Raw genomic sequence first — 24779 nt, 5'->3', positions numbered from 1 at the left:
GTCGGGCCCCTTACTGCTCTTCGCCGAGGATCGCCGTCACGCGGAACCGGCCGTCCGCGGCATCCGGTGCGTTCTGCAGCACCTGCGCGGGCGTCAGCAGGTCTCCTGGAACGTCCGGCCGGAACACGTTCTCGAGCGGGATCGGGTGGCTGGTGGCGGCGACGTCGGGCGTGGCGACCTCGGAGACCTTGGCGATGTTGTCGACGATCGCGTCGAGCTGGCCGGTCAGGCGCTCGACCTCCTCGTCGCTCAGCTGGATCCGGGCGAGCACACCGAGATGGCGCACGAGATCGGGGGTGATTTCAGACACCCCTCCAGCCTACCGGGGCCGCGCCCCTGGCCCACGGCGGCCCCGGCGTAGGCTGATCGCGTGACGACCTACGACCCGCCGCGCCCCTGGATCGCCAGCTACGCCGATGGTGTCCCAGAGGACCTCGCACCCGTGACCGGCTCTCTCGTCGACATCGTCGACGCGTCGGCGCGCGACTATCCGGATGCCGCAGCCCTCCAGTTCTTCGGACGGGAGACGTCGTACCGCTCGCTGCACGAGCAGATCGAGCGTGCCGCCGCAGGGCTCCGAGAACTCGGCGTGAAGGCGGGCGACCCCGTCGCGATCGTCCTCCCGAACTGCCCGCAGCACATCGTCGCCTTCTACGCCATCCTGCGACTCGGGGCGGTCGTCATCGAGCACAACCCGCTGTACACGCCGCGAGAGCTCCGCAAGCAGTTCGAGGACCACGGCGCGAAGCACGCGATCGTGTGGACCAAGGTCGTGGCCAGCGTGCAAGAGTTCCCCGCCGACCTGGCCGTAACGAGTCTCGTCTCCGTCGACGTGATCAAGGCCATGCCGTTCGGCACGCGGGTCGCCCTCCGGCTCCCCGTCGCGAAGGCGCGCGAGGCGCGCGAGGCGCTCACCGAGCGCGTGTCGGGCACCGTCCCGTGGGAGCAGGTCGTGGGCAGCGCCCCGCTGCCGGCATCCCACCCCCGCCCCGGTACCGACGACCTGGCCCTCATCCAGTACACGAGCGGGACCACCGGCACCCCCAAGGGCGCGGCGCTGACCCACCGCAACCTGCTCTCCAACGCCGCGCAGGCGCAGGCCTGGGTCCCGTCGATCGTTCGCGGCGACGGCTGCGTGGTCTACGCCGTGCTGCCGATGTTCCACGCCTACGGACTCACGCTGTGCCTCACGTTCGCGATGTCGATGGGGGCGCGCCTGGTGCTGTTCCCGCGCTTCGACCCCGACATGGTGCTGGAGGTCACGAAGAAGCACCCCGCGACCTTCCTGCCGTTGGTGCCGCCGATCGCGGATCGGCTGCTCAAGGCGGCGCGCGAGAAGGGAGTGTCGCTCGCCGGCACCGAGGTCGCGATCTCCGGGGCGATGGCACTGCCGCACGAACTCGTCGTGCCGTTCGAGGCGGCCTCCGGCGGGTTCCTCGTCGAGGGGTACGGGCTGAGCGAGTGCTCGCCGGTGCTGATGGCGAACCCGGTCGCCGACAACCGTGTGCCCGGCACCGTCGGTCTGCCGCTGCCCGGCACCGAGTGCCGTGTCGTGGATCCCGACGACCCGACACAGGATGTGCCCGCGGGCGAGCGGGGTGAGCTCGTCGTCCGCGGTCCCCAGGTCTTCGGCGGGTACTACGGCAAGCCCGAGGAGACCGAGGCGGTCTTCGCCGACGGCTGGTTCCGCACGGGCGACATCGTCACCATCGACGACGCGGGATTCGTGCGCATCGTCGACCGCATCAAGGAGCTCATCATCACTGGCGGCTTCAACGTCGCCCCCACCGAGGTCGAGAACGCTCTGCGGCAGCATCCGCAGGTCGAGGACGCAGCCGTCGTCGGCCTGCCCAGCGAGCACTCGGGTGAGGAGGTCGCCGCCGCGATCGTCGTGGGGCAGGGCGAGGAGATCGACGTGGAGGCGGTGCGCGAGTTCGCGCGCGGCATCCTGACGCCGTACAAGGTGCCTCGCAGGATCTACGTCGTCGACGAGCTTCCGAAGTCGCTCATCGGCAAGGTGCTGCGGCGGCAGGTCCGCGACCGCCTGCTCGCGTTGAACACGGGAGTCTGACCCTCACTCCCCCAGTCCGTCGCGGGCGACCGCGATCCGGTACGGATGGACTGTCGCGTCGAAGACGCCTGCCGCGACCGCGGGGTCGGCGTGCATGATCTCGCGAGCCGCCCCTTCGTCGTCCGCCTCGAAGATCGTGATGCCGAACGTGCCCTCGGCCTCCTGCGTCCGGCCGGCGAGAAGCAGGATGCCGCGATCGCGGAGCGCGACGAGGTACGCGAAGTGATCCCCGACGATCCGCTGCTCGTCGGGCGTCGGATCGCTCACCATCGCGGGCCGCGTAGGGACGATGCGATACAGCCACTGCGCCATGCCGCCATCATCCCAGTCGCGGCGCGCGACCGCACGGGTCAGCCGGCGTCGGAAGCAGCCGTGTCGAGCGCCTCGGGTCCTTGGGTGACCAGGACGTGGAACTGCGCGGCATCGAGGATGCGGATGCCCAGCTCCTCGGCCTTCGCGAGCTTCGATCCCGCACCCGGTCCTGCGGCCACGAAGTCGGTCTTCTTGGACACGCTCGAGGCCGCCTTGCCACCGGCTTTGAGAATCGCCTCCTGCGCGCCTTCGCGGCTGTAGCCATCGAGGGACCCGGTCGCGACGACCGTGATCCCGTCGAGCACTCCCCCGGCGTCGATCGCGGCGCCCGGCCCGGGGTGGCCCGGCGTGGCCAACTGGGCCCCCGCTGCCGCCCAGCGCTCGACGATCTCGCGGTGCCAGTCGACCTCGAACCAGTCGAGAAGAGAGTCTGCGATGATGCCGCCGACGCCCTCGACCCCGGCGAGCTCGTCGCGCGACGCCGTGCGGATCGCCTCGACCGAGCCGAACCACTGCGCGAGTGCGCGGGCTGCGACGGGACCGACGTGGCGGATGTTCAGGGCGACCAGGTACCGCCACAGCTCCTTGGTCTTCGCCCGCTCGAGCTGATCGATGAGCGTCAGCGCCTGCGCCGACGGCTGGGCTCCGGTGGAACCGGCCTTCTTCTCGGCCTGCGTCGGGTTGCGCCGGAAGGGCGAGCGGCGGACGATGGCACCGGTCTTCTCGTCGATGCGCGGCTCCCCGGTCTCGGCGTCGCGGACGACCACCTCGATCGGCACGAGCTGCTCCACGGTGAGCTCGAAGAGGGTCGCCTCGGTCTCGAGGGGCGGCACGTCGGGAACCGACGGCTGGGTCAGCGCCGCCGCCGTGACCTCGCCCAGCGCCTCGATGTCGAGCGCGCCCCGCGAGCCGATGTGCTCGACGCGCCCGCGCACCTGCGCCGGGCAGGCGCGCGTGTTCGGGCAGCGCAGATCGATGTCGCCCTCCTTGGCCGGCGCCAGGGGCGACCCGCACTCGGGGCACGCCGAGGGCATCACGAACTCGCGCTCGGTGCCGTCGCGCAGCTCGACGACGGGTCCGAGGATCTCGGGGATGACGTCGCCCGCCTTGCGGAGCACGACGGTGTCGCCGATCAGGACGCCCTTCGCGCGGACGACGTCCTGGTTGTGCAGGGTCGCCTGCCGCACCACGGACCCCGCGACGCGGGCGGGCGCCATGACCGCGAAGGGCGTCGCGCGACCGGTGCGGCCGACGGAGACGACGATGTCGAGCAGCTTGGTGTTGACCTGCTCCGGCGGGTACTTGTACGCGATGGCCCACCGCGGAGCACGGCTCGTCGCGCCCAGCTCGTCGTGCAGCGCCAGCTCGTCGACCTTCACGACGACCCCGTCGATCTCGTGCTCGACGTCGTGGCGGTGCTCGCCGTAGTGGGCGACGAAGTCCAGCACGCCGTCGATGTCGTCGGAGGTGCGGAAGTACGGGCTCGTCGGCAGTCCCCACTCCGCGAGCAGCGCATAGATCTCGCTCTGCGAGTCGACCGGGGGGCGGCTCCACGCACCGATGCCGTGGACGAACAGCCGCAGGGAATCCAGCCGAGCCTGCCCCGCCTCGCGCTCGAGGCCGTCCTTCTTGTCGAGCTGCTGGCGCAGGCCCCCCGAGGCCGCGTTCCGCGGATTCGCGAACGACGGGAACCGCCGCTCGGCGCTCAGGCGCGCCTTCGCCTCGTCGAACGCGCGGCTGCGTGCGCGGGTCTCGTCGACGGCGCGATCCCGCATGGCGGCCTGAAGGGCGTTGAGCTGCTCGAATGCGGCGACCGGGATGAACACCTCGCCGCGCACCTCGACGAGATCGGGGTGCCCGCTGCCGGCCAGTCGCTGCGGGATGCCGGCGACGCGAACGGCGTTCACCGTCACGTCCTCGCCGATCCGGCCGTCGCCGCGGGTGGCGGCAGAGGTCAGCACGCCGCGCTCGTAGCGCAGGCTGATCGCGAGTCCGTCGATCTTGAGCTCGGTGAGCCAGCGCACCCGCCGGCCGGCCGACGCCTCGGCCTTGAGGCACCAGTCGCGCAGCTCGTCGAGGCTGAACACGTTGTCGAGGCTCAGCATCCGCTCGGCGTGCTCGACGGGAGCGAACATCGAGCTCTCGGCCGCGCCGACCGTCTGCGTCGGCGAGTCCTGACTCTGCAGCTCGGGGTGGAGCCGCTCGAGCTCCTCGAGCCGATGCATCCAGCCGTCGTATGTGGCGTCGTCGACGATCTCGGCGTTGCGGCCGTAGTAGGCGTCTCGCGCGTCGAGGATGCGCTCGGTCAGCGCCTCGGCCTCGGCGCGTGACGCGTCGAGACCCGCATCGGCGGCGAGGCCTCCGTCGGCGGCGAGGGCGGTCGGCGCATCGAGCGGCGCGGTGGCTGGCGTACCGAGGTCATCCGTCACCACGCCAGTCTAGAAGCGGGCTCCGACAGCAGGCAGGCTCGACGGGCCGCGCTGCGCCGGGCGGCCCGGTCGCCGCCGCGTGCGCTCACGCGTCTGCGGGGACGGCCGATACGGTGCGATCGATCGTGAACTGGCCGATCACCCGCGTGCCCTCGTAGAGCACGGCGGTCTGGCCCGGGGCGACGCCGTCGAACGGCGTTTCGGGAACCACGGTCAGCAGGCCCGCCGCCAGCGTGGCCGTCGCCGGCACCGGATCGGCGTGCGCGCGGATCTGCACGTGGCATGCGAACTCCCCCGCCTCCTGCGGACGCCCGGCCCAGGAGAAGCGCTCACCGGCGATCTCCGCGGTCGCGAGGGCCTCCTTCGGCCCGACGACGACCGTGTTCGAGACAGGGCGCACCTCGAGCACGAAGCGCGGCTTGCCGTCGGGTGCGGGCACACCGAGCTGCAGGCCGCGGCGCTGACCCACCGTGAAAGCGTGAGCGCCTTCGTGCGAGCCGACGACCGCCCCCGTGCGATCCAGGATGTCGCCGCGCTCCGCCCCGACCTTGTCGGCAAGCCAGCCGCGGGTGTCGCCGTCCGGGATGAAGCAGATGTCATGGCTGTCGGGCTTGTGCGCGACGGTGAGCCCGCGCTCCTCGGCCTCGGCCCGCACGAGCGCCTTGGACGGCGTCGCCCCGAGCGGGAAGTAGGTGTGCGCGAGCTGCTCGGCGTTCAGCACGCCGAGCACGTAGGACTGGTCCTTCGCCGCATCCGAGGCCCGGTGCAGCTCGAGGCCTTCCGGTCCGTCCACGAGCGTGGCGTAATGACCGGTGCACACTGCGTCGAACCCCAGCTCCAGCGCCCGCTCGAGCAGAGCCGCGAACTTGATCTTCTCGTTGCACCGCATGCAGGGGTTGGGCGTCCGGCCGGCGCGGTACTCGGCCACGAAGTCGTCGATGACGTCGTCGCGGAACCGCTCGGAGAAGTCCCACACATAGAACGGGATGCCGAGCCGATCGGCCGCGCGCCGCGCATCCATGGCGTCCTCGATGGTGCAGCAGCCGCGGCTGCCGGTGCGCAGCGTGCCGCCGGCGCGTGAGAGCGCGAGGTGCACGCCGACGACGTCGTGTCCCGCCTCGACGGCCCGGGCGGCCGCGACAGCGGAGTCCACTCCGCCGCTCATGGCCGCAAGGATTCGCATGGGTCCAGTCTACGAACCCGGAGCTGACCGGGACCCGGATGCCGCGCGCGCCCGCTCCACGACACCGGGAAGGGCGGCGAGCACCGCGTCGATGTCGCCGTCGACGGTGGTGCGGCCGAGCGTGAACCGCAGCACCTGCCGCGCCTCGGCATCCGTCCGCCCCATGGCGAGGACGACGTGCGAGGGCTCCGGCACTCCGGCCTGGCACGCGGACCCGGTGGAGACCGCGATCCCGGCGAGGTCAAGCAGGAACAACAGGGTCTCCCCGGACGCTCCGGAGAACAGGACGTGGGCGTTCCCGGGGATCCGGTCGACGGGGTCGCCGAGCAGTTCGGCATCCGGAATGCTGCGACGGATGCCGCTCACGAGCCGATCCCGCAGCGCCCCGAGGCGCGCCGCCTCGGCTTCACGCTCATTGCGCGCGGCTTCGGCGGCCACGGCGAAGGCGACCGCGCCGGCCACATCCTGCGTGCCGGCGCGCAGCCGCCGCTGCTGGCCACCGCCGTGCTGGAGCGGCGCGAGCTCGGCGCCGCGCGCGACCACCAGCGCTCCGACGCCCGTCGGCCCGCCGATCTTGTGTGCCGAGACGCTGAGCGCCGCGAGCCCGGCGCGGCCCTGCGCGTCGCCGCGCCAGCGGCGGAACGACACGGGCACGTGGCCGAACGCGGCTACCGCGTCGAGGTGCAGCGGCACGCCGGCCTGGGCGGTCGCGGCGGACAGTGCGGCGGCGTCGTTGACCGTTCCCGCCTCGTTGTTAGCGACGACGGCCGTGGCGACCGCGGCCCCCGGCAGCGCCGCGGAGAACTCGGAGAGGCTGATGCGGGCGGCGGCGTCGATCCCGACGTGCCGTACCCGCGCACCCTGCCCTTCGAGCCATTCGACCGCGTCGAGGGTGGCGTGATGTTCGCCGTCCGGGAGCACGACGGCATCGGCATCGGCCGGCCGCGCCCACCACAGGCCCTTGACGGCGAGGTTCACGGCCTCGGTGCCGCCGGACGTGAAGACGACCTCGATCGGGTCCGCCTCGATCACCGCTGCCAGGCGCTCGCGGGCCTCTTCGAGCACGCGGCGTGCGTGCTGGCCCGCGCCATGGATCGACGAGGCGTTGCCGACCGCAGCGGAGGCATCGAGCCACGCGTCGCGCGCCTCCGGACGCAGCGGTGCGGTCGCAGCGTGGTCGAGGTAGATCTGCACGTCGCTCATGACCGCTCGACCTCCTTCACGATCGCCTGCCCGTCTGGTGCATCCGAGTCCCGTGGACCGCGGAACCGGGTCTCGTAACAAGTCCGACTCGGACCATGGTTATGGTAGTCCGCATGGTCAGCCCGGAGTCCGTCCTCTCGCCCCCAGCCGCGGGTCTGCTCAGCCCGCAGCTCGACGGGCTGGGCGTCGTGCTGCATCCCGACGGCGGTCGGTTGCGGGTCTGGTCGGGTGCAGCTGATGCGGTCGACCTCGTCGTCTTCGACGACACCGACCTCGACTGGATCACCGCGACCGAGCCCCTCGCCCCCACGGGCGGTGGCGTGTGGGAGATCTCGACCCCGCTCCTGCGGCCGGGCACCCGCTACGCGATCCGCGTCGACGGCCCGCAGGGCGCCGGCAACACGTTCAACCGCGGCACGCTCCTGCTCGACCCCTACGCCCGCGGCCTGGAACGGACCGGCTACGACGGCTGGCGGTCAGCCGTCGTCGAGGGGTCTTTCGACTGGGGCGGCGTGTCCAAGCCCGCAGTCCCGATGGACCGCACCGTCCTCTACGAGGGCCACCTCAAGGGCATGTCGAAGCGGCATCCGGATGTCCCGGGGAGTTTGCGCGGCACGTATGCCGGGCTCGCGCACCCGGCGATGGTGAAGCACTTCCTCGACCTGGGCGTGACGAGCATCGAGCTCCTGCCCATCCACGCGTTCGCGACCGAGCCGAGGCTGCTCCAGCACGGCCTCGCGAACTACTGGGGCTACAACTCGCTCGGGTTCTTCGCGCCCCACGGCGCGTATGCCACCGAGGAGGCCCGCCGGCAGGGTCCCGAGGCCGTCCTGCGCGAGTTCAAGGGCATGGTCCGGCTGCTGCACGAGGCGGGTCTCGAGGTGATCCTCGACGTCGTGTACAACCACACGGCGGAAGAGGGCATCGGCGGCCCCCGCTCGAGCCTGCGCGGCATCGACAACCGCGCGTACTACCGCCAGCAGGACGACGGGGTCTACATCGACGTCACGGGCTGCGGCAATTCGCTGAACACCTCGACCGATGCCGCGGCCCGCCTGGTGCTCGATTCGCTGCGCTACTGGGCGAACGACGTGCAGGTCGACGGATTCCGGTTCGATCTCGCCGCGACGCTCGGCCGCGACGAGACCCATGCCTTCACTCCGGAGCACCCGCTGCTGCGTGCCATCGTGGACGACCCCGCGCTGGCCGGGGTCAAGAAGATCGCAGAGCCCTGGGACGTCGGCATGGGCGGGTGGCAGACCGGCAACTTCGGAGACGGCTGGACCGAGTGGAACGACCGCTATCGCGATCGCGTCCGCAACTTCTGGCTGAGCGACGTCGACTACGCACGACGAGCGTCCACCTCCCCCGTCGGCATCGGCGGCTTCGCCAACCGGCTCGCAGGTTCCGCGAACACGTTCGCCGAAGCGCGAGGGCCGCTCGCGGGAGTGAACTTCGTGACCGCCCACGACGGTTTCACGCTGCGCGATCTCGTCTCGTACGACGTCAAGCACAACTTCGGCAACGGCGAGCACAACCGCGACGGTGCCGACACCAACCGCTCCTTCAACCACGGCACCGAAGGGCCGACGGACGACCTGGGGATCCTCGCCACGCGGCGCAAGGCCATGCGCAACCTGCTCGGCACGCTCCTGCTGTCGGCCGGCGTGCCGATGCTGACCGCGGGCGACGAGTTCGCACGAACGCAGCGGGGCAACAACAACGCGTACTGCCACGACTCGGTGCTGACCTGGTTGTCGTGGGAGCACGCGCCCTGGCAGCGCGACCTGTACGCGCACGTGCGGCATCTGCTGCGGCTGCGGCGGGAGAACCCGGCCCTGCGCCCCAGCCGCTTCGCGCGTCTCGGCGAACGCACGCCCTCGGCATCCGTCATGGAGTGGTATGACGAGCGCGGCGAGACGATGTCGCTCGAGCGATGGACCGATCCCGCACACCGCACGCTCCAGTACGTGGCGGCGTCCACGCCGGAGTTCGAGGGGTTCAACCGTGTGCTCCTCATGGTCCACGGCACCGAGCATCCGACAACGGTCACACTTCCCGATGTCGAGGACGTGACACGCTACGTCTCGCTGTGGTCGAGCGCCGACGAGACGCCCTCCGAGCTGACGCCGACCTTCGAGCCGGGCGACACCGTCGCGCTGCCCGGCACTTCGATGCGCCTCTTCCGTGCCGAGTAGACCAGAAGCAGTGACCCGGCGGACGCGCCCCGTCACGTCGCTGTCATCCCGGTCGGTCGCGCGATAGGTTCGAGACGTGGTCACGACGACGCGCTCCGCGCGCTCCCGCCCGTGGCGGAGCGCCACGGCCCTCCCTGTTCGCGACATCCATGCCTGGCAGGCTGAACGAGACACCGCCGCACGGCGCGTCCCGCTCGCCCAGCCGTCACCAGCCGTCCCCTGGGGTGACTACCGGCCCAAGGCGTACAACGGCGAAGCAGTGCCGTTCCGCGTGACGGCGTTCCGCGAGGGACACGACCGCATCGGCGTCCACGTGCGTCTCTTCTCGCCGTCCGGCGATGAGTCCCTGCATCGCCTCGAGTCGCTCGACGACGGCTTCGACCGCTGGCAGACCGAGGTGGTGCTGCTCGAGCAGGGCATCTGGAGCTTCCGGTTCGAGGCGTTCGGCGACGACTTCGCCACGTGGGAGCACGCCGCGTCGCTCAAGATCGCCGCGGGAGTGGATGCCGCGCTCATGCGCGAACTCGGTGCGCTCCTGTTCGATCGCGCCGGCGCCGAGAAGGGGCGCCCGGTCGCCGAGCGCCGCGCGCTCGCCGCGGCTGCGGTATCCCTCCGTGACGCGACGGTCGATGACGCGGCCGCACTGAGCATCGTCGAAGACCCGGTGATCGCCGGCTACTTCCGAGCGCGCCCCCTCATGTCGCTCGGGACCGTCGGCGACGACCTCGAGCTGCTCGTCGAGCGCGAGCGCGCGGGAGTGGGCGCATGGTACGAGTTCTTCCCCCGGTCCGAGGGCGCCCGGCAGCTCAAGGACGGCACGGTCAAGAGCGGCACGTTCCGCACCGCGACGAAGCGTCTGCCGGCCGTGGCGGACATGGGCTTCGACGTGCTCTATCTGCCGCCGATCCACCCGATCGGCACCGTGAACCGCAAGGGACCCAACAACACCCTCGATGCAGGTCCCGGCGATCCCGGCTCGCCGTGGGCGATCGGCTCGGCGGACGGCGGGCACGACACGGTCCATCCGGACCTCGGCACGCTCGCCGACTTCCGGGCTTTCGTGCGTAATGCCCGTGCCGCCGGCGTCGAGGTCGCGCTCGACCTCGCGCTGCAGGCCGCTCCCGACCACCCGTGGGTCGCCGCGCACCCGGAGTGGTTCACCACGCTGCCCGACGGCTCCATCGCGTACGCCGAGAATCCGCCCAAGAAGTACCAGGACATCTACCCGGTCAACTTCGACAACGACCCGGCCGGCATCCGTGCCGAGGTCCTGCGCATCGTGCGCCACTGGATCGCACAGGGCGTGCGCATCTTCCGCGTCGACAACCCGCACACCAAGCCCCTGCAGTTCTGGGAGTGGCTCATCGCGACCGTCACCGCGGAAGACCCCGACGTGGTGTTCCTCGCCGAGGCCTTCACACGGCCCGCGCCGCTGCAGAGCCTCGCGTCCGCGGGCTTCCAGCAGAGCTACACGTACTTCACCTGGCGCAACACCAAGGCCGAGCTGGAGGAGTTCCTCTCGGGGCTCGCCCACGAGACCGACGACTTCCTGCGTCCGAACCTCTTCGTCAACACGCCCGACATCCTCACGGAGTACCTGCAGTTCGGCGGGCGCGCGGCCTACCGCATCCGCGCCGCCATCGCGGCCACCGCCGCGCCCACCTACGGCGTGTACGCCGGCTACGAGCTCTACGAGAATGTGGCGCGTCCGGGCTCGGAAGAGAACATCGACAACGAGAAGTACGAGTACAAGTTCCGTGACTGGGCGGGCGCCGCCGAGCGCGGCGACTCGCTCGCCCCGTTCCTGGCCAGGCTCAACGAGATCCGGCGCGCGCACCCCGCTCTCCGGCAGCTGCGCAACCTCAGCGTCCACTGGAGCGACGACGACGCGATCCTCGTGTACGCCAAGCACCTGGACGCGGCGCTCTCCCCCGACGGTCGCAGCGACACCATCATCGTCGTCGTCAACACCGACCCCCACTCGGTGCGCCAGACGATGGTCCACCTCGACACCCGCATCTGGGGCGTCGAGCCCGGTTCGCCGTACGAGGTCGAGGACCTCGTCACCGGCGGTCGGTGGACGTGGTCGGATCACAACTTCGTGATGCTCGACGCGTTCACCGAGCCCGTCCACATCCTCCACGTCAAGGGGCCGCGATGACGCTCACCGACCAGATCCTCGATGCCGTCTCGACGGGCTCGTACCACGACCCCCACGCCGTGCTCGGCATCCATCCCGACACGGATGCCGAGGGCACCGCGACGTGGATCATCCGCGCGCGCCGGCCGCTCGCCCGCAGCGTCACAGCGGTCTTCGCCGACGGCACGCGCGTTCCGCTCGAGCACGTGAGAGCGGGGATCTGGGAGGGCACGCGCGCCGGCGCCCTCACCCGCTACGAGCTGCTCACCACCTACGCGCACGGACCCGACTACGTGGCGGACGACCCCTACCGTCACACGCCGACGATCGGCGAGCTCGACCTGCACCTCATCGCCGAAGGGCGCCACGAAGAGCTGTGGCGCGCACTCGGCGCCCATGAGCGCGAGCACGACGGCACGATGGGCACCGCCTTCACGGTGTGGGCGCCCAACGCGCGGGCCGTCCGGGTGGTCGGCGACTTCAACGGCTGGGACGGCCAGGGCCACGCCATGCGCTCCATGGGCGGCAGCGGCGTGTGGGAGATCTTCGTCCCGGGCATCGGCCAGGGCACCACTTACAAGTTCGAACTGCGCGGTCGCGGCGGCGAGTGGGCGCTGAAGGCCGACCCCATGGCCCGGTTCGCCGAGGTGCCGCCTGCGACGGCATCCGTGGTCGTCGGCTCGTCGTACTCCTGGGGCGATGCCGCCTGGCTCGCCGAGCGGGCTCGCTCGACGCCCGTGTCGCGACCCATGTCGGTGTACGAGCTGCACTTCGGCTCATGGCGTCAGGGACTGACGTACCGCGACGCCGCTGATCAGCTGATCGACTACGTCACGGGCCAGGGATTCACGCACATCGAGTTCCTCCCGCTCGCCGAGCATCCGTTCGGCGGCTCGTGGGGTTATCAGGTCACGGGCTACTACGCGCCCACCAGCCGGTTCGGGCACCCCGACGATCTGCGGTACCTCATCGACAGACTCCACCAGGCCGGCATCGGCGTGATCATGGACTGGGTTCCGGGCCACTTCCCGAAGGATGCCTTCGCGCTGGCCCGGTTCGACGGCGAGCCGCTGTACGAGCACGCGGATCCCCGACGCGGTGAGCACCGCGAATGGGGCACGTACATCTTCGACTACGGCCGCAGCGAGGTGCGCAACTTCCTCGTCGCCAACGCGCTGTACTGGTTCGAGGAGTTCCACGTCGACGGTCTGCGAGTGGATGCCGTCGCGTCGATGCTGTATCTGGACTACTCCCGCAACGAGGGCGAATGGGCGCCCAACGTCCACGGCGGCCGTGAGAACCTCGAGGCGATCCACTTCCTGCAGGAGGTCAACGCCACCGCGTACAAGCGCTATCCCGGCATCGCGATGATCGCGGAGGAGTCGACGAGCTTCCCCGGAGTGACGGCACCCACGAGCCAGGCGGGCCTCGGATTCGGGTTCAAGTGGAACATGGGCTGGATGAACGACTCGCTCCAGTACATCAAGCGCGACCCGATCTACCGCGCCCACCATGAGGGCGAGCTGTCGTTCTCGTTCGTGTACGCGTTCAGCGAGAACTACGTGCTGCCGATCAGCCATGACGAGGTGGTCCACGGCAAGGGCAGCCTGTTCGCGCGGATGCCGGGCGACCACTGGCAGCAGCTCGCGAACATGCGCGCGTTCCTCGCGTACATGTGGGGGCACCCGGGCAAGCAGCTGCTGTTCATGGGCCAGGAGTTCGGCCAGCTGTCGGAGTGGTCGGAGGGGCGCTCACTCGACTGGTGGCTGCTCGATCAGCCCACCCACGCCCAGCTGCAGCAGTTCGTCGGCGTCCTCAACCGGGTGTACCGCGAGCAGTCCGCTCTCTGGGCGCGTGACAGCGACGGTGCGGCGTTCACACGGCTCGGCTCCCCGAAGTGGAACCCGAACGTGATCGCGTTCGCCCGACGGGACTGGCACGGCAACACCATCGTCGTCGCCGCGAACTTCTCGGGCCAGCCGCTCACGTCGTACGAACTCGACCTGCCCGAGAGCGGTGTGTGGCACGAGATCCTCAACACCGACGCGCAGGCGTACGGCGGATCCGGGGTCGGGAACCTGGGCGTCGTCCACGCGGGCGCCGACGGACGAGCGTCGCTCGTGCTGCCGCCCCTCGGGGTGCTGTGGCTGCGTCACGAGACGAGCGCACACATCCCGTCACCGACGCGGGGCTGACCCGCCGTCGGTCCGCGCGACTCAGAACAGCAGCGAGGCGAGGCGACCGCGTGCCGCGATGACGCGCGGGTCAGCGTCGCCCACGAGCGCGAAGAGCTCCAGCAGGCGCTCCCGTACGGGCGTGCGCTGGTCGGCAGGCAGCTGCGCGAACAAATCGAGCAGGCGACCGAAGGCATCCTCGACGTGTCCGCCCGCGAGGTCGAGATCGGCGACTGTCAGCTGGGCGGGGATGTCCTGTGGAGCGGATGCCGCGGCCGCACGTGCCGCCTGCAGGTCGACGCCCTGGACGCGGAGCAGAAGCTGCACCTGACCGAGCCCGGCACGTGCCTCCGCGTCGCGGGGGTTCTCTGCGAGCGCCTTCTCGTATGCCGTGACGGCACGGGCGTAGTCGCCCTCCTCGATGGCCTCGAACGCCTCGGCGTGCAACGGCGGGAGCGCGGGCTCATCGGCCGCCTCGTGCGGCGCCTCGCCGTCGACGGCGACCGTGCCGGTCACACCGTTCTGCGCTGCGAGCTGGAGAAGCTGGGCGAAGACCTCGCGCACCTGCTGCTCGGGCACGGCCCCGGTGAACATCTGCACCGGCTGCCCGGCGACGAGCGCGACGACCATGGGGATGGACTGCGCCCGGAACGCCTGCGAAAGCTGCGGATTGGCGTCCACGTCGACCTTCGCAAGCACGAGGCGGCCGCCGAGCTCGAGGACGACCTTCTCGAGGATGGGGCTCAGCTGCTTGCACGGGCCGCACCATTCGGCCCAGAGGTCGACGACCACCGGAACGGTGCGCGACAGCTCCAGCACCTGCGGGAAGGTCTCGTCGGTGACGTCGAGCACGAGTGACGGGACGAGGGCCCCGCTGCCCGCGGGGGCCTCCTCACCGGGTGCGGCCGGCCCGGTGGACGCGGGCCGATTGCGGAGAGTGGACAGGTCGACGGCACCACGCAGCGAGGCACCAAGAGTGGGATCGGTCACTACAGAATCTTCGCATCGAGAATGTCGGATGAGTAACCGAGCAGGCGGATCTTCTCGTTCGAACCGGCGTTCGGCACGTAGAAGAACACCTGATCGCTGAACGTCGTCTCGAAGCCCGTGGCGGACTGGTCGGCGCCTGCCAGCGTCTTCACCGTCCGGTTGTTCTCCACCTTGATGACGGCATCCGCGTTGGTGGGCTTGGCCGTGTCGACCTCGTTGATGTTCACGGCCACGATCGCGCCGCTCTCGACCGTCTGCAGCGCGAAGGGCGCCTGAGGCCCGGCCACGGCACCGAACTCGAGGGTGCCCGTGGATGCGCCGGAGTTCGCGGTCTGGTTGAACTCGTCGCGCCGTCGCTGACGGTCTGCGGCGATGCTCGCCCGCAGCTGATCGCCGTCGGCCTCGAAGAGGTCGTAGTACTCGCTCTCCTTGTCCTTGCTGATGACGTCCGCGTACGCGGCAGCCACCTGATCGGGCGGCAGCACGAGGAAGGGCGAATCGGGCTCGACCGCCGCCGCACCGATGTATGCCGGGGCGAGATCCGGGATGGCGGTCGACGCCTCCAGGCTCCCGACGTACGACAGCTTGTACTCCGACCACTGATCCTGCTGGGTGAGGACCATGATGCTCGAGGTCTTCGACTCCTCGTCGTCGGCGATGGCGATCACCGAACGCGGCCACGCGTCGTAGGCCTGCGGCAGGATGATCTCGAGCGGCTTCGAGAGGATCGGGGCGGGCGTGGGATAGTCGCCGAGCGCCGAGCGCAGCTTGTAGTTCGTGTCGCGTGCAGCCAGAGCCGCACCCTCGAGCCGCGTCTCGGCGAGGTCGCCGTCCATCGCCGCATCGGCGTCCGCCACGGTGGCAGCGATGCGGGTGAGGATCCGCTCGGCCTGTGCCTTGGTCACGGCAGGCGCCTGCTGGCCGTCGGGCGCGATGACGGTCGCCGTCGGCGTGGGGGTCGGCGACGCACCGAGCTGCGGCCAGGCATCGGCGGAGCAGCCCGTGAAGAGCAGGGCCGAGACGGCGATGACCGGCAGCACCGCGAACGCACGGCGGCCGCTCGCGACCGCGCGCGGGGTACGACGCGAGCTGCTGATGACGCCCTTGTCGTCGCCGTCGATGGCGATGTCGATCGGCTCGGTCACCGGCAGGGGCAGGCCCTTGCGGCGGGGTCCCCGCTTGCGACGGGCGTGGCGGATGCCGAGGATGTACAGGAACACGCCGGCGGCCATGAGGATGCCGCCGCCGACGATGAGCGGACCCGCCCACGGCGTCGAAGTCTGTAGCGGCCAGGTCACGGTGACCTTGCTCGGTGCGGGTGCGGTGCCGTCGGCGGCGACGAGCACGCTCATCTCCTCCGGGAGCTGGAGGGGCGCGATGAGGAGGTCCTTCTGCTGATACTCGTCGAGCCACAGGTCCGAACCGACCGGGCTGCGGCCAGCCGCGTCGGTCGCGGCATCCGTCGACGCGTCAGCGGCAGCGTCGTCTGTCGCGGAGCCGTCCGCGGGGGCGTCCGTCGCGGGGTCGGCGATCGCGTCGATCTCGGGCTCGACGACCGCAGTCTCGACGTCGCCGTCGCCCGCCAGGGTGACGTGGGTGTACGTGGTGTCGGACAACCACGCCTCCATGTCGGCCGTCCGCCCGTACGAGGCGAAGATGTCGCCCTCGGCCTGGGCGCGGAGCGTCTGGGTACCCGGCTTCTGATTGAGCACGGCGCCGTCGATCAGGAGGTAGGGAGTCTCCTCCTCGACCGAGATGGCCGTGGTCTCGGTCCTCGGACCCTGGAAGATCGTCCGCTGGGCGATGCCCGCCCCGATCATCACGGTGGCGAGCACGAAGGCCGCCACGGCCCATACGAAACGCACGAAGAACACCTTTCCCGGGCGCGCAGACGCAGCGCAACCCTTCGATTCGACGTTTCAGACTAGCGGGAATGACCTGTGAGGCGCGTGGGAGGGACCATTCCACGGACTGGGCACTCCACATGCGTATCCTGGGCGGACACAACGCATCGACGGGAAGTCGATCGGCAGGGGGACCTCGATGAAGCTGCACAGCCCGTTCCGCACCGCGCTGCTCGCGACGCTCGGTGTCGGCTTGGGTCTGCTGCTGATCGGCAGCATCCAGAACCTCCAGACGATCCTCCTCTACGTCGGCACCGCTCTGTTCCTGTCACTGGGTCTCGACCCGATCGTCGCGTGGCTCGAGCGCCGCAAGCTGCCGCGCTGGGCGGCCGTCCTCATCACGATCCTCGGCGTGCTCGCCGCGTTCGCGGGGATCGTCCTCATGATCGTCCCCATCATCGTGCAGCAGATCGGCCAGCTGGTCACCACGATCCAGGACCTGGCCGAGAAGGGCACCTTCGACGACCCGGTGGGCGCGATCCAGGACTGGCTGCACACGGTGTTCCCCGCACTCAACGTGGATGAGGTGTGGGGCTACATCGAGGACTGGTACGCGTCGCTGGACGTCGGGGCGATCGGCTCCGAAGTGGGCGGCAGCATCATCACCATCATGGGCGCGCTCATTGCCGGGTTCGCCGGGGCGTTCATCGTGCTCATCCTGACGATCTACTTCACGGCGTCGACTCCGAGCCTGAAGCGGGCCGTCTACCAGCTCGTGCCTGCATCCAAGCGCGCCCGGTTCATGGACCTCGGGGAGCAGATCACCGATTCCGTCGGCTACTACGTGATCGGCCAGTTCCTCCTCGGCCTCATCAACGGCGTGCTGAGCGCGATCTTCCTGTCGATCATCAAAGCGCCGTTCCCCGCGGTGCTCGCAGTCATCGCCTTCTTCTTCTCGCTGATCCCGCTCGTCGGCACCCTGACCGGCTCCGTCATCATCGTCCTGACATGCCTGGTAGTGGGCTCCCCCACGACCGCGCTCATCGCGGCCATCTACTACCTGATCTACATGCAGATCGAGGCGTACGTGATCTCGCCGCGCATCATGGGCAGAGCCGTCTCGGTCCCCGGAGCGGTCGTCGTGATCGCCGCCCTCGCCGGCGGATCGCTGCTCGGACTGCTGGGCGCCCTGGTCGCGATCCCGGTGGCCGCCAGCATCCTGATCATCTACCGCCAGGTCGTGATCCCGCGGCAGAACGAGCGCTGAGGCCGGTCGCACCCGGGCCGGGTCAGAGACGCGCCGAGGTGCGGATCAGGCGTCGGCGACGACGGGTCCGTCCCACTCCAGAGGCAACGGCAGCGCGTCCGGATTGACGGCCGCCACGATCTCGGTCAGCACGCGCCGAGTCTGGTTCTCGCCCACCCACAGGTGCTTGCCGCCCTCGACCGGGATCAGGATCGCCTCGGGGACGCTCGCGAAGCGCTCGGTCGCGGCATCCGGTCGGAGATAGTCGTCGAACTCCGGAACGAGCACGATCAGGCGCCTGTGGTCGCCGGCCCACGCCGCAACATCTTCCGTGGTCGCGCGGTGCAGCGGCGGCGAGAGCAGGACCGCGCCTTCGACCGCGTGATCGCGCCCGTACTTCAGCGCGAGTTCGGTGCCGAACGACCATCCCACCAGCCAGGGCCGCGGCAGGCCACGGCTGTGCACGAAGTCCATCGCGGCCGCGACATCGAAGGCCTCGGCTCGGCCGCCGTCGAAGGCGCCGTCACTCGTCCCCCGGGGCGAGGTCGTGCCCCGCGTGTTGAACCGCAGCACCGCGAGATCCGCCAGCGCGGGGAGGCGCCCGGCCGCCTTGCGGATGATGTGCGAGTCCATGAATCCGCCGGCCGTCGGCAGGGGATGCAGCGTGACGAGGGTCGCGACGGGATCCCGGCTCTCGGGCAGTGCGAGCTCACCGACGAGCGTCAGTCCGTCGAGCGTCTCGAGCTCGATGTCCTCACGCCGTGCGGGCAGCAGCATCGGTCCGCGGATCTCCATGTCACGCCACCTTCCAGCAGTGCTGATGCCAGTGCCGGCGCGCGGCGAGATCCGCGGCGTCGCCGAGCACTCCGTCGGCGCGCCAGGCCACCAGATGGGCGACGCCGACGTCCACCTGGCGACCGCAGCCCGGGCATGTGTAGGGCTTCTGAGCCTGGGCGGCCGAGACCGGCTGCACGATCCACTCCACGCCTCGCCGCATCTCACTGCGCTTCCAGCCGGCGAGGAGTCGCTCGAAGGACTCGTCGCCGCTCGGATCAGGACGGCGGCGGTTCGATCGGGGCACGGCTCAATACCAGCCCGTGCGCTGCGAGTGGTCCCAGGCGCCGCACGGCGTTCCGTAGCGACCGCCGATATAGCCCAGGCCCCAGGTGATCTGGGTCGCCGGGTTGGTCTCCCAGTCGGCACCGGCGGTCGCCATCTTGCTGCCGGGCAGCGCCTGAGGAATGCCGTAGGCGCCGCTGCCGGCGTTGTAGGCGTTGACCCGCCAGCCGGACTCCTTCTTCCACAGCGCCACCAGACAGGCGAACTGGTCGTCGCCCCAGCCGCGAGCGAGCACCATGTCGTAGGCGATGGCCTGCGCCGTGCCGGGGTCGGGGGTGACGAACGGAGGCCGCCAACCACCGGACGACGATGACGAGGCGGCCGTCGGCGCCACCGTCGGAGTGGGCTTGGGCTTGACGTACACGGAATAGCCGCCGCGGTCGAGCGCTGCAGGCTCGGCCTCTGCGCTTCCATCGCCACTCAGGGACTGGACGTCGTCGAGCGAACTCGCGTAGAGCGAGACCTGCGGAGCTTCTTCGGCCGTCGCCTGCGCGAGGGCGAAACCGGTCGGACCGATATAGGCGACCACGAACCCCAGCACCGCGAACGCTGCGAAGCCTCCCAGCACACCGCGGCGACGTGACCATCGGGCCGGGGAGCCCGCCGGGCGGGCTGTCGCCGCCGGAGCGACGGTCGGAGTCGAGACGACGCGTCCCGCAGCCCGGGTCGACACCTCGTGACGACGGGCGCGCCTGGTCGGGTTCAGCTCGTTTCCAGAAGTCACAGTGCCCCGATTCTCGCATACCGGCACGAGGCCGTGCCATCCGCGACGCCCGCGCGTGTCACTTCACCGCGAGCATCACCTCGACGACCGCGTCGAGCACGGCATCGACCTGCGTCTCGCGGTAGCCGCCGCGCTGCATGCGGAACGCGACCGCGCGCACCTGCTCGACGGTCACGGAATCGCCGGTCTCGAGAAATCGCGCGAGCTTGTCGGTGACCAGGTCGACCTCGGCGACCCGGTAGCCGTAGCGCAGCCGCGACACCCGGTCGAAGCGGCGCCCGGTGGGGCGCGACAGGCGATCCAGCACCTCCTGCGCGAGCTCCCGGGTGTGGCCGACCCATGCCTGGACGCCTGCGGCCGCCATCGCGGAAGCGCGCTCACGCGCAGCGAACGCGTCTTCGATGCGACCGAGCGCCGCGTCGACCGATGCGATCGCATACCCGTGCCGCACCAGCGGGAAGGCCACCTGGCGGACGTCGGCCGACGTGAGGGACTCGCTGCCCTGCTCGAACGACGCGCGGGCGCGGGCGAGGAACTCGTCTACCGGCTGCTTGTCGTAGCCCTTCTCGCGCCCGCGGGCCTCGGGGAAGGATGCCCGGGAGGTCGTCTCGGATGCCGTCATGATGCCACCAGCGGAGTGAAGAGGTAGTAGAGGGACAGCGCCGCCACGACCGACAGCAGGATCGAATCGAGTCGATCGAGGACGCCGCCGTGACCGGGCAGCCAGGAGCTCATGTCCTTGATGCCGAGATCGCGCTTGATCATCGATTCTCCCAGGTCGCCGACCGTGGCCGTTGCGAGGATGAGGATGCCGAACACCGCGCCCATCCACCACTCGAGGCCGAGCATGAACATGCCGACCAGCACGCCTGCGATGGTGGCCGCCGCCGCGGCGCCGGCGAAGCCCTCCCACGTCTTCTTGGGGCTGATGCGTGGAGCCATCGGATGCTTGCCCAGGGTGATGCCTGCGATGTACGCACCGGTGTCGACGGCGACCGCCACGATGATGAACGACAGCACCCACCACTCGCCGCGGTCCTGGCTCAGCAGCACGAGGCAGAGGCTCGTGAGAAACGCCACGTACAGCTGCAGGAAGGCGGCGATCAGCACATCCCCGAGCACGGCGGAGTAGACGCGGCCGTCGTGGGAGGCCATCTGCGCAACGAGCCGCCACACCACGAGGAACGCCAGGACGACGAAGAGCAGAACCCACTGCAGCCACGCGTCCACGAAGTAGGCCGACAGCATGACGACGGCACCCGCGACGAGCTGCGGGACCAGGTCGACGCGGCGTCCGCTCGCGATAAGCGCGCGGGAGAACTCGAACATCGCGAGCAGCGCCGCCGCCAGGGCGAACGGCACGAACGCCCACTTCACGAAGATCAGCGAGCCGAGCAGGGCGACCCCGATGGCCAGCCCGATCAAGGTCGCCACGATGAGATCTCGTCCGGTGCGCTCCTTGATGCGCTCGTTCGCCTCCTCGAAGTCGGCCCTCGCCTGCGCGACCTGGCTCTCCAGCTCACTGCGCGCGGCGCGCAGATGCGCCTGCAGCGCCGGCGGGGTGTCGTGGGCCTCCGCGTTACGCCGTGCGTCGCCCGCTTCGCGCCGCGTCTGCGGAGAAGCGGCCTCTTCGCCGCGCGGCGGGTCCGATGCGTCGGTCATGGGCAGACCTCAGACTTCGAGGAGCTCGGCCTCTTTGCGCTTGAGCGCGTCGTCGATCCCGTCGACGTGGGCGCGCGTCAGCGCGTCGAGTTCCTTCTCGGCGCGGGCCAGCTCGTCCTCACCGACCTCGCCCTTCAGCGCGTCGATGTCGTCCTTGGCCTTGCGGCGGATGCCGCGCACATGCACCTTGGCGTCCTCGCCCTTGCCGCGCACGAGCTTGACGTACTCCTTGCGACGCTCCTCGGTCAGCTCGGGCATCGTGACGCGCACGAGGTTGCCGTCGTTGGTCGGGTTGACCCCGAGGTTCGGGATGTCGCGGATCGCCTGCTCGATCGCCTTCAGCGCCGACTTGTCGTACGGCGTGATCAGGAGGGTGCGCGCCTCGGGGTTGTTGATCGACGCGAGCTGCGCGAGCGGCGTCGGGCTGCCGTAGTAGTCGACGAGGACCTTCTGGAACAGCTGCGGGTTCGCGCGTCCGGTGCGCACCGTCGCGAAGTCCTCCTTCGCAGCCTCGACAGCGCGGTCCATGCGCACTCCGGCATCGGCCAAGACGTCCGCGATCACAGTGTCTCCTTCAGGTAGATGGGGCTGGTCAAGTGTATCGGCGGCAGCGTCGTCACGCCGTGACGAGCGTGCCGATGGTCTCGCCGAGGAGGGCCTTCGTCACGTTGCCGGCCGGCTCCATGCCGAACACCCGCATGTCCATGCGGTTGTCCATGCAGAGGCTGAATGCGGTCGAGTCGACGACCTTGAGGCCTCGCTGCAGCGCGTCGAGGTACGTGATGCGATCGATCAGCGTGGCCGAGGCATCCTTCTTCGGGTCGGCCGTGTAGACGCCGTCCACGCCGTTCTTCGCGACGAGGACCTCCTGCGCGTCGATCTCGAGGGCACGCTGAGCGGCCACGGTGTCGGTGGAGAAGTACGGCAGGCCGGCGCCGGCGCCGAAGATCACGACGCGGCCCTTCTCCATGTGCCGCTCGGCGCGGCGCGGGATGTACGGCTCGGCGACCTGGGTCATCGAGATGGCCGACTGCACGCGCGTCGCGGCGCCCGCCTGCTCGAGGAAGTCCTGGAGCGCCAGGGCGTTCATCACGGTGCCCAGCATGCCCATGTAGTCGGCACGCCCGCGGTCCATGCCGCGCTGGCTGAGCTCGGCGCCGCGGAAGAAGTTGCCGCCGCCGACGACGACGGCGATCTCGACACGGTCGACCGCGGCAGCGATCTCCTGCGCCATCTGGCTGACCACGTCGGGGTTCACACCCAGTTGGCCCCCACCGAACGCCTCGCCGGACAGCTTCAGAAGGACGCGGCGGCGCCCGGTGTTCTCGTTGATCACTGTGGTCCTCTCGTCTACGACAAACTACCGAAGGGCATGAGAAAAGGCCCGCATCGGATTGCCGATGCGGGCCTTCTCAATGGATCAGGCGCCGACCTTGTAGCGGGCGAAGCCCGTGAGGGTCAGACCGGCATCCTTCGCGACCTGCGCGACGGACTGCTTGTTGTCCTTCGCGTAGTCCTGGTCGAGAAGCGAGACCTGCTTGAAGAACGCGTTGACGCGGCCCTCGACGATCTTCGGAAGGGCAGCCTCGGGCTTGCCCTCGTTGCGCGAGATCTCGGTGACGATCTCGCGCTCCTTGTCGACATCCGCCTCGGGGACCTCGTCGCGCGACAGGTACGACGGGTTGGCGAACGAGATGTGCTGCGCGATGCTGCGCGCCGTCTCGGCGTCGTCGCCCGAGTAGGCGAGCACGACGCCCACCTGCGGCGGCAGGTCCTTGCTGGTCTTGTGCAGGTAGATCTCGAAGTTGTCGCCCGAGAGCGTGCTCACGCGGCGCAGCTCGACCTTCTCGCCGATGATGGCGGCCTCGTCCGAGATGAGCTCGGCGACCGTCTGGGTGCCGGCGGGCGCGGCCAGCGCAGCCTCGGCCGACTCGGCGTGAGCGGCAGCGGCGGCGTCCAGCACCTTGTCGGCGAGGGCGATGAAGCGCTCGTTCTTCGCGACGAAGTCGGTCTCGGTGTTGAGCTCGATGATCGTGACCTGACCGTCAACCTCCTTGGCCGCGACGAGCCCCTCGCTCGTGGAGCGGTCGGCGCGCTTGGCGTTGCCCTTCGCGCCCTTCAGGCGCAGGATCTCGACGGCCTTCTCGAGGTCGCCGTCGGCCTCCTCGAGCGCCTTCTTGGTGTCGACCATGCCGGTGCCGAGCTGCTCGCGCAGGGCCTTGATGTCGGCGATCGTGAAGTTTGCCATGGGTGGCGGCTCCTTGAATCTCGTGAGTTCTCGTGGATGCCTCGGCGGGACCGTCCGGCCGTGGGGCCAGGACGATCCCGCCGAGGCGGAGTGTGAGTGGGGCTTACTCGGCGGGGGTCGCCTCGGCGACCTCGGCAGCGTCAGCGGCCTCGGCGGTCTCGACGACGTCGGCGGTCTCGACGACCTCAGCGGCCTCGGCGCCGGCCTCATCGGCGGCCGACTCGGTCGCGATGGTCTCAACCTCGGCGACGTCGGTCTCGACGGGCGCACCCTGCTCGAGCAGCTCGCGCTCCCAGTCGGCGAGGGGCTCCGCGTCAGCGGTCTCGTCGGTGGGCTGGTGGCGCTGGATCAAGCCCTCCGCGGCGGCGTCGGCGATGATGCGCGTGAGCAGGCCCACCGAGCGGATCGCGTCGTCGTTGCCGGGGATCGGGTACTGGAACTCGTCGGGGTCGGCGTTCGTGTCGAGAATGCCGATCACGGGGATGCCGAGCTTCGACGCCTCGTCGATCGCGAGGTGCTCACGCTTGGCGTCGACGACCCAGATGGCCGAGGGGGTCTTCTGGAGGTTGCGGATGCCGCCGAGCGACTTGTGCAGCTTGTCGAGCTCACGCTTCTTGAGGAGGAGCTCCTTCTTGGTGAAGCCGCTCGCGGCCGGGTCCTCGAAGTCGAGCTCCTCGAGCTCCTTCATGCGGGCGAGACGCTTCGACACGGTCGAGAAGTTGGTGAGCAGACCGCCCAGCCAGCGCTGGTTGACGTAGGGCTGGCCCACGCGGGTCGCCTGCTCGGCGATGACTTCCTGCGCCTGCTTCTTGGTGCCGACGAAGAGGATGGTGCCGCCGTGGGCGACGGTCTCCTTGACGAACTCGTACGCCTTGTCGATGTACGTCAGCGACTGCTGCAGGTCGATGATGTGGATGCCGCTGCGCTCCGTGAGGATGAAGCGCTTGACCTTCGGGTTCCACCGGCGGGTCTGGTGTCCGAAGTGCACGCCGCTGTCGAGCAGCTGGCGAATGGTGACGACGGCCATGGCCGTTCTCCTGTTCCGGCGCGTACGCGCCTGTTGCGGTTGTTCTCGCGCCGGCATGGAGCCGGCGAGCCTGGTGCCCGGCACATTCCCACCCCGCGCCCGCTCATGAGCGTTCGCAGGGACCGTTGGGAGTGGATGCCGCGCCGTCACCCTTCGTCAGACTCGGGGTATGTGGCGCTGTGGGCACGCGGAGTCACTCCGACACGCGG

At 70.0% G+C, this 24779-nt stretch carries 21 protein-coding genes; 5 read left to right on the top strand and 16 right to left on the bottom strand.

Features of this window, described 5'->3' with window-relative positions; genetic code table 11:
- Positions 1 to 10: 10 nt before the first annotated feature.
- Positions 11 to 310, bottom strand: a complete 300-nt coding sequence (gene gatC / locus Q9R08_RS06410) for an Asp-tRNA(Asn)/Glu-tRNA(Gln) amidotransferase subunit GatC (protein ID WP_163617313.1) — start codon at positions 308 to 310, stop codon at positions 11 to 13.
- Between the two features lie 60 nt (positions 311 to 370).
- On the opposite strand from gatC, the gene Q9R08_RS06405 reads away from it, so the two are divergent.
- Positions 371 to 2071 carry a long-chain-fatty-acid--CoA ligase gene (locus Q9R08_RS06405; RefSeq protein ID WP_308867054.1) on the top strand — a complete coding sequence of 567 codons (1701 nt, stop codon included), beginning with the start codon at positions 371 to 373 and terminating at the stop codon, positions 2069 to 2071.
- Between the two features lie 3 nt (positions 2072 to 2074).
- Here the strand turns inward: Q9R08_RS06405 and Q9R08_RS06400 are convergent, their stop codons facing one another.
- From Q9R08_RS06400 to Q9R08_RS06385, 4 genes are all read right to left on the bottom strand, one after another.
- Positions 2075 to 2383 (bottom strand): YciI family protein, encoded by a 309-nt coding sequence (locus Q9R08_RS06400; protein WP_308867053.1) that lies wholly within the window; start codon positions 2381 to 2383, stop codon positions 2075 to 2077.
- 38 nt (positions 2384 to 2421) lie between these two features.
- Positions 2422 to 4692, bottom strand: a complete 2271-nt coding sequence (ligA, locus tag Q9R08_RS06395; RefSeq protein ID WP_418001336.1) for an NAD-dependent DNA ligase LigA — start codon at positions 4690 to 4692, stop codon at positions 2422 to 2424.
- Between the two features lie 205 nt (positions 4693 to 4897).
- The gene (gene mnmA, locus Q9R08_RS06390) at positions 4898 to 5995 is read right to left on the bottom strand and encodes a tRNA 2-thiouridine(34) synthase MnmA (RefSeq protein WP_308867051.1); all 1098 of its coding nucleotides are present in this window, start codon (positions 5993 to 5995) and stop codon (positions 4898 to 4900) included.
- Positions 5996 to 6004: 9 nt separating this feature from the next.
- The gene (locus Q9R08_RS06385) at positions 6005 to 7189 is read right to left on the bottom strand and encodes a cysteine desulfurase family protein (protein WP_308867673.1); all 1185 of its coding nucleotides are present in this window, start codon (positions 7187 to 7189) and stop codon (positions 6005 to 6007) included.
- A gap of 122 nt (positions 7190 to 7311) precedes the next feature.
- On the opposite strand from Q9R08_RS06385, the gene glgX reads away from it, so the two are divergent.
- The 3 genes from glgX to glgB all read left to right on the top strand — a co-directional run bounded on the left by glgX (position 7312) and on the right by glgB (position 13731).
- Positions 7312 to 9396 (top strand): glycogen debranching protein GlgX, encoded by a 2085-nt coding sequence (gene glgX / locus Q9R08_RS06380; RefSeq protein WP_308867672.1) that lies wholly within the window; start codon positions 7312 to 7314, stop codon positions 9394 to 9396.
- 145 nt (positions 9397 to 9541) lie between these two features.
- Positions 9542 to 11557, top strand: coding sequence for a maltotransferase domain-containing protein (locus tag Q9R08_RS06375; protein ID WP_418001335.1), 2016 nt, complete (start codon positions 9542 to 9544; stop codon positions 11555 to 11557).
- Complete coding sequence (gene glgB / locus Q9R08_RS06370; protein WP_308867047.1) at positions 11554 to 13731, top strand: 1,4-alpha-glucan branching protein GlgB; 2178 nt, start codon at positions 11554 to 11556, stop codon at positions 13729 to 13731. The genes Q9R08_RS06375 and glgB overlap by 4 nt, the downstream gene beginning before the upstream one ends.
- Positions 13732 to 13752: 21 nt before the next feature.
- On the opposite strand, the gene Q9R08_RS06365 is transcribed toward glgB, so the two are convergent.
- Both Q9R08_RS06365 and Q9R08_RS06360 read right to left on the bottom strand, forming a co-directional pair.
- Positions 13753 to 14700, bottom strand: coding sequence for a tetratricopeptide repeat protein (locus Q9R08_RS06365; protein WP_308867045.1), 948 nt, complete (start codon positions 14698 to 14700; stop codon positions 13753 to 13755).
- Positions 14700 to 16565: a DUF8094 domain-containing protein gene (locus tag Q9R08_RS06360; RefSeq protein ID WP_308867044.1), complete on the bottom strand. Its 1866-nt coding sequence runs from the start codon at positions 16563 to 16565 to the stop codon at positions 14700 to 14702. Before Q9R08_RS06360 ends, Q9R08_RS06365 begins: the two co-directional genes overlap by 1 nt.
- A 178-nt stretch (positions 16566 to 16743) precedes the next feature.
- On the opposite strand from Q9R08_RS06360, the gene Q9R08_RS06355 reads away from it, so the two are divergent.
- Positions 16744 to 17811 carry an AI-2E family transporter gene (locus tag Q9R08_RS06355; protein ID WP_308867043.1) on the top strand — a complete coding sequence of 356 codons (1068 nt, stop codon included), beginning with the start codon at positions 16744 to 16746 and terminating at the stop codon, positions 17809 to 17811.
- A 45-nt stretch (positions 17812 to 17856) separates the two neighbouring features.
- On the opposite strand, the gene Q9R08_RS06350 is transcribed toward Q9R08_RS06355, so the two are convergent.
- From Q9R08_RS06350 to rpsB, 9 genes are all read right to left on the bottom strand, one after another.
- Positions 17857 to 18585: an alpha/beta hydrolase gene (locus Q9R08_RS06350; RefSeq protein ID WP_308867042.1), complete on the bottom strand. Its 729-nt coding sequence runs from the start codon at positions 18583 to 18585 to the stop codon at positions 17857 to 17859.
- A gap of 1 nt (position 18586) precedes the next feature.
- A complete protein-coding gene (locus tag Q9R08_RS06345) occupies positions 18587 to 18871 on the bottom strand; it encodes a hypothetical protein (protein ID WP_308867041.1) in 285 nt (94 codons plus the stop codon).
- Between the two features lie 3 nt (positions 18872 to 18874).
- Positions 18875 to 19633 carry an aggregation-promoting factor C-terminal-like domain-containing protein gene (locus Q9R08_RS06340; RefSeq protein WP_308867040.1) on the bottom strand — a complete coding sequence of 253 codons (759 nt, stop codon included), beginning with the start codon at positions 19631 to 19633 and terminating at the stop codon, positions 18875 to 18877.
- 58 nt (positions 19634 to 19691) lie between these two features.
- On the bottom strand, positions 19692 to 20255 hold the full coding sequence (locus tag Q9R08_RS06335) for a DivIVA domain-containing protein (RefSeq protein ID WP_308867038.1): 564 nt from the start codon (positions 20253 to 20255) through the stop codon (positions 19692 to 19694).
- Positions 20252 to 21295, bottom strand: coding sequence for a phosphatidate cytidylyltransferase (locus tag Q9R08_RS06330; protein ID WP_308867037.1), 1044 nt, complete (start codon positions 21293 to 21295; stop codon positions 20252 to 20254). Before Q9R08_RS06330 ends, Q9R08_RS06335 begins: the two co-directional genes overlap by 4 nt.
- A gap of 9 nt (positions 21296 to 21304) precedes the next feature.
- Positions 21305 to 21859, bottom strand: coding sequence for a ribosome recycling factor (gene frr, locus Q9R08_RS06325; RefSeq protein WP_308867036.1), 555 nt, complete (start codon positions 21857 to 21859; stop codon positions 21305 to 21307).
- A 52-nt stretch (positions 21860 to 21911) separates the two neighbouring features.
- Positions 21912 to 22631, bottom strand: a complete 720-nt coding sequence (gene pyrH / locus Q9R08_RS06320; protein WP_308867035.1) for a UMP kinase — start codon at positions 22629 to 22631, stop codon at positions 21912 to 21914.
- Positions 22632 to 22715: 84 nt separating this feature from the next.
- Positions 22716 to 23543, bottom strand: coding sequence for a translation elongation factor Ts (gene tsf, locus Q9R08_RS06315; protein WP_308867034.1), 828 nt, complete (start codon positions 23541 to 23543; stop codon positions 22716 to 22718).
- Between the two features lie 103 nt (positions 23544 to 23646).
- Positions 23647 to 24570: a 30S ribosomal protein S2 gene (gene rpsB, locus Q9R08_RS06310; RefSeq protein ID WP_308867033.1), complete on the bottom strand. Its 924-nt coding sequence runs from the start codon at positions 24568 to 24570 to the stop codon at positions 23647 to 23649.
- Positions 24571 to 24779: the final 209 nt, after the last annotated feature.

Source organism: Microbacterium psychrotolerans, assembly GCF_031085295.1.
Taxonomy (GTDB): Bacteria; Actinomycetota; Actinomycetes; order Actinomycetales; family Microbacteriaceae; genus Microbacterium; species Microbacterium psychrotolerans.
The sequence above is the reverse complement of the archived record's forward strand: the minus strand, read 5'-3'. Positions and strand labels throughout refer to the sequence as shown.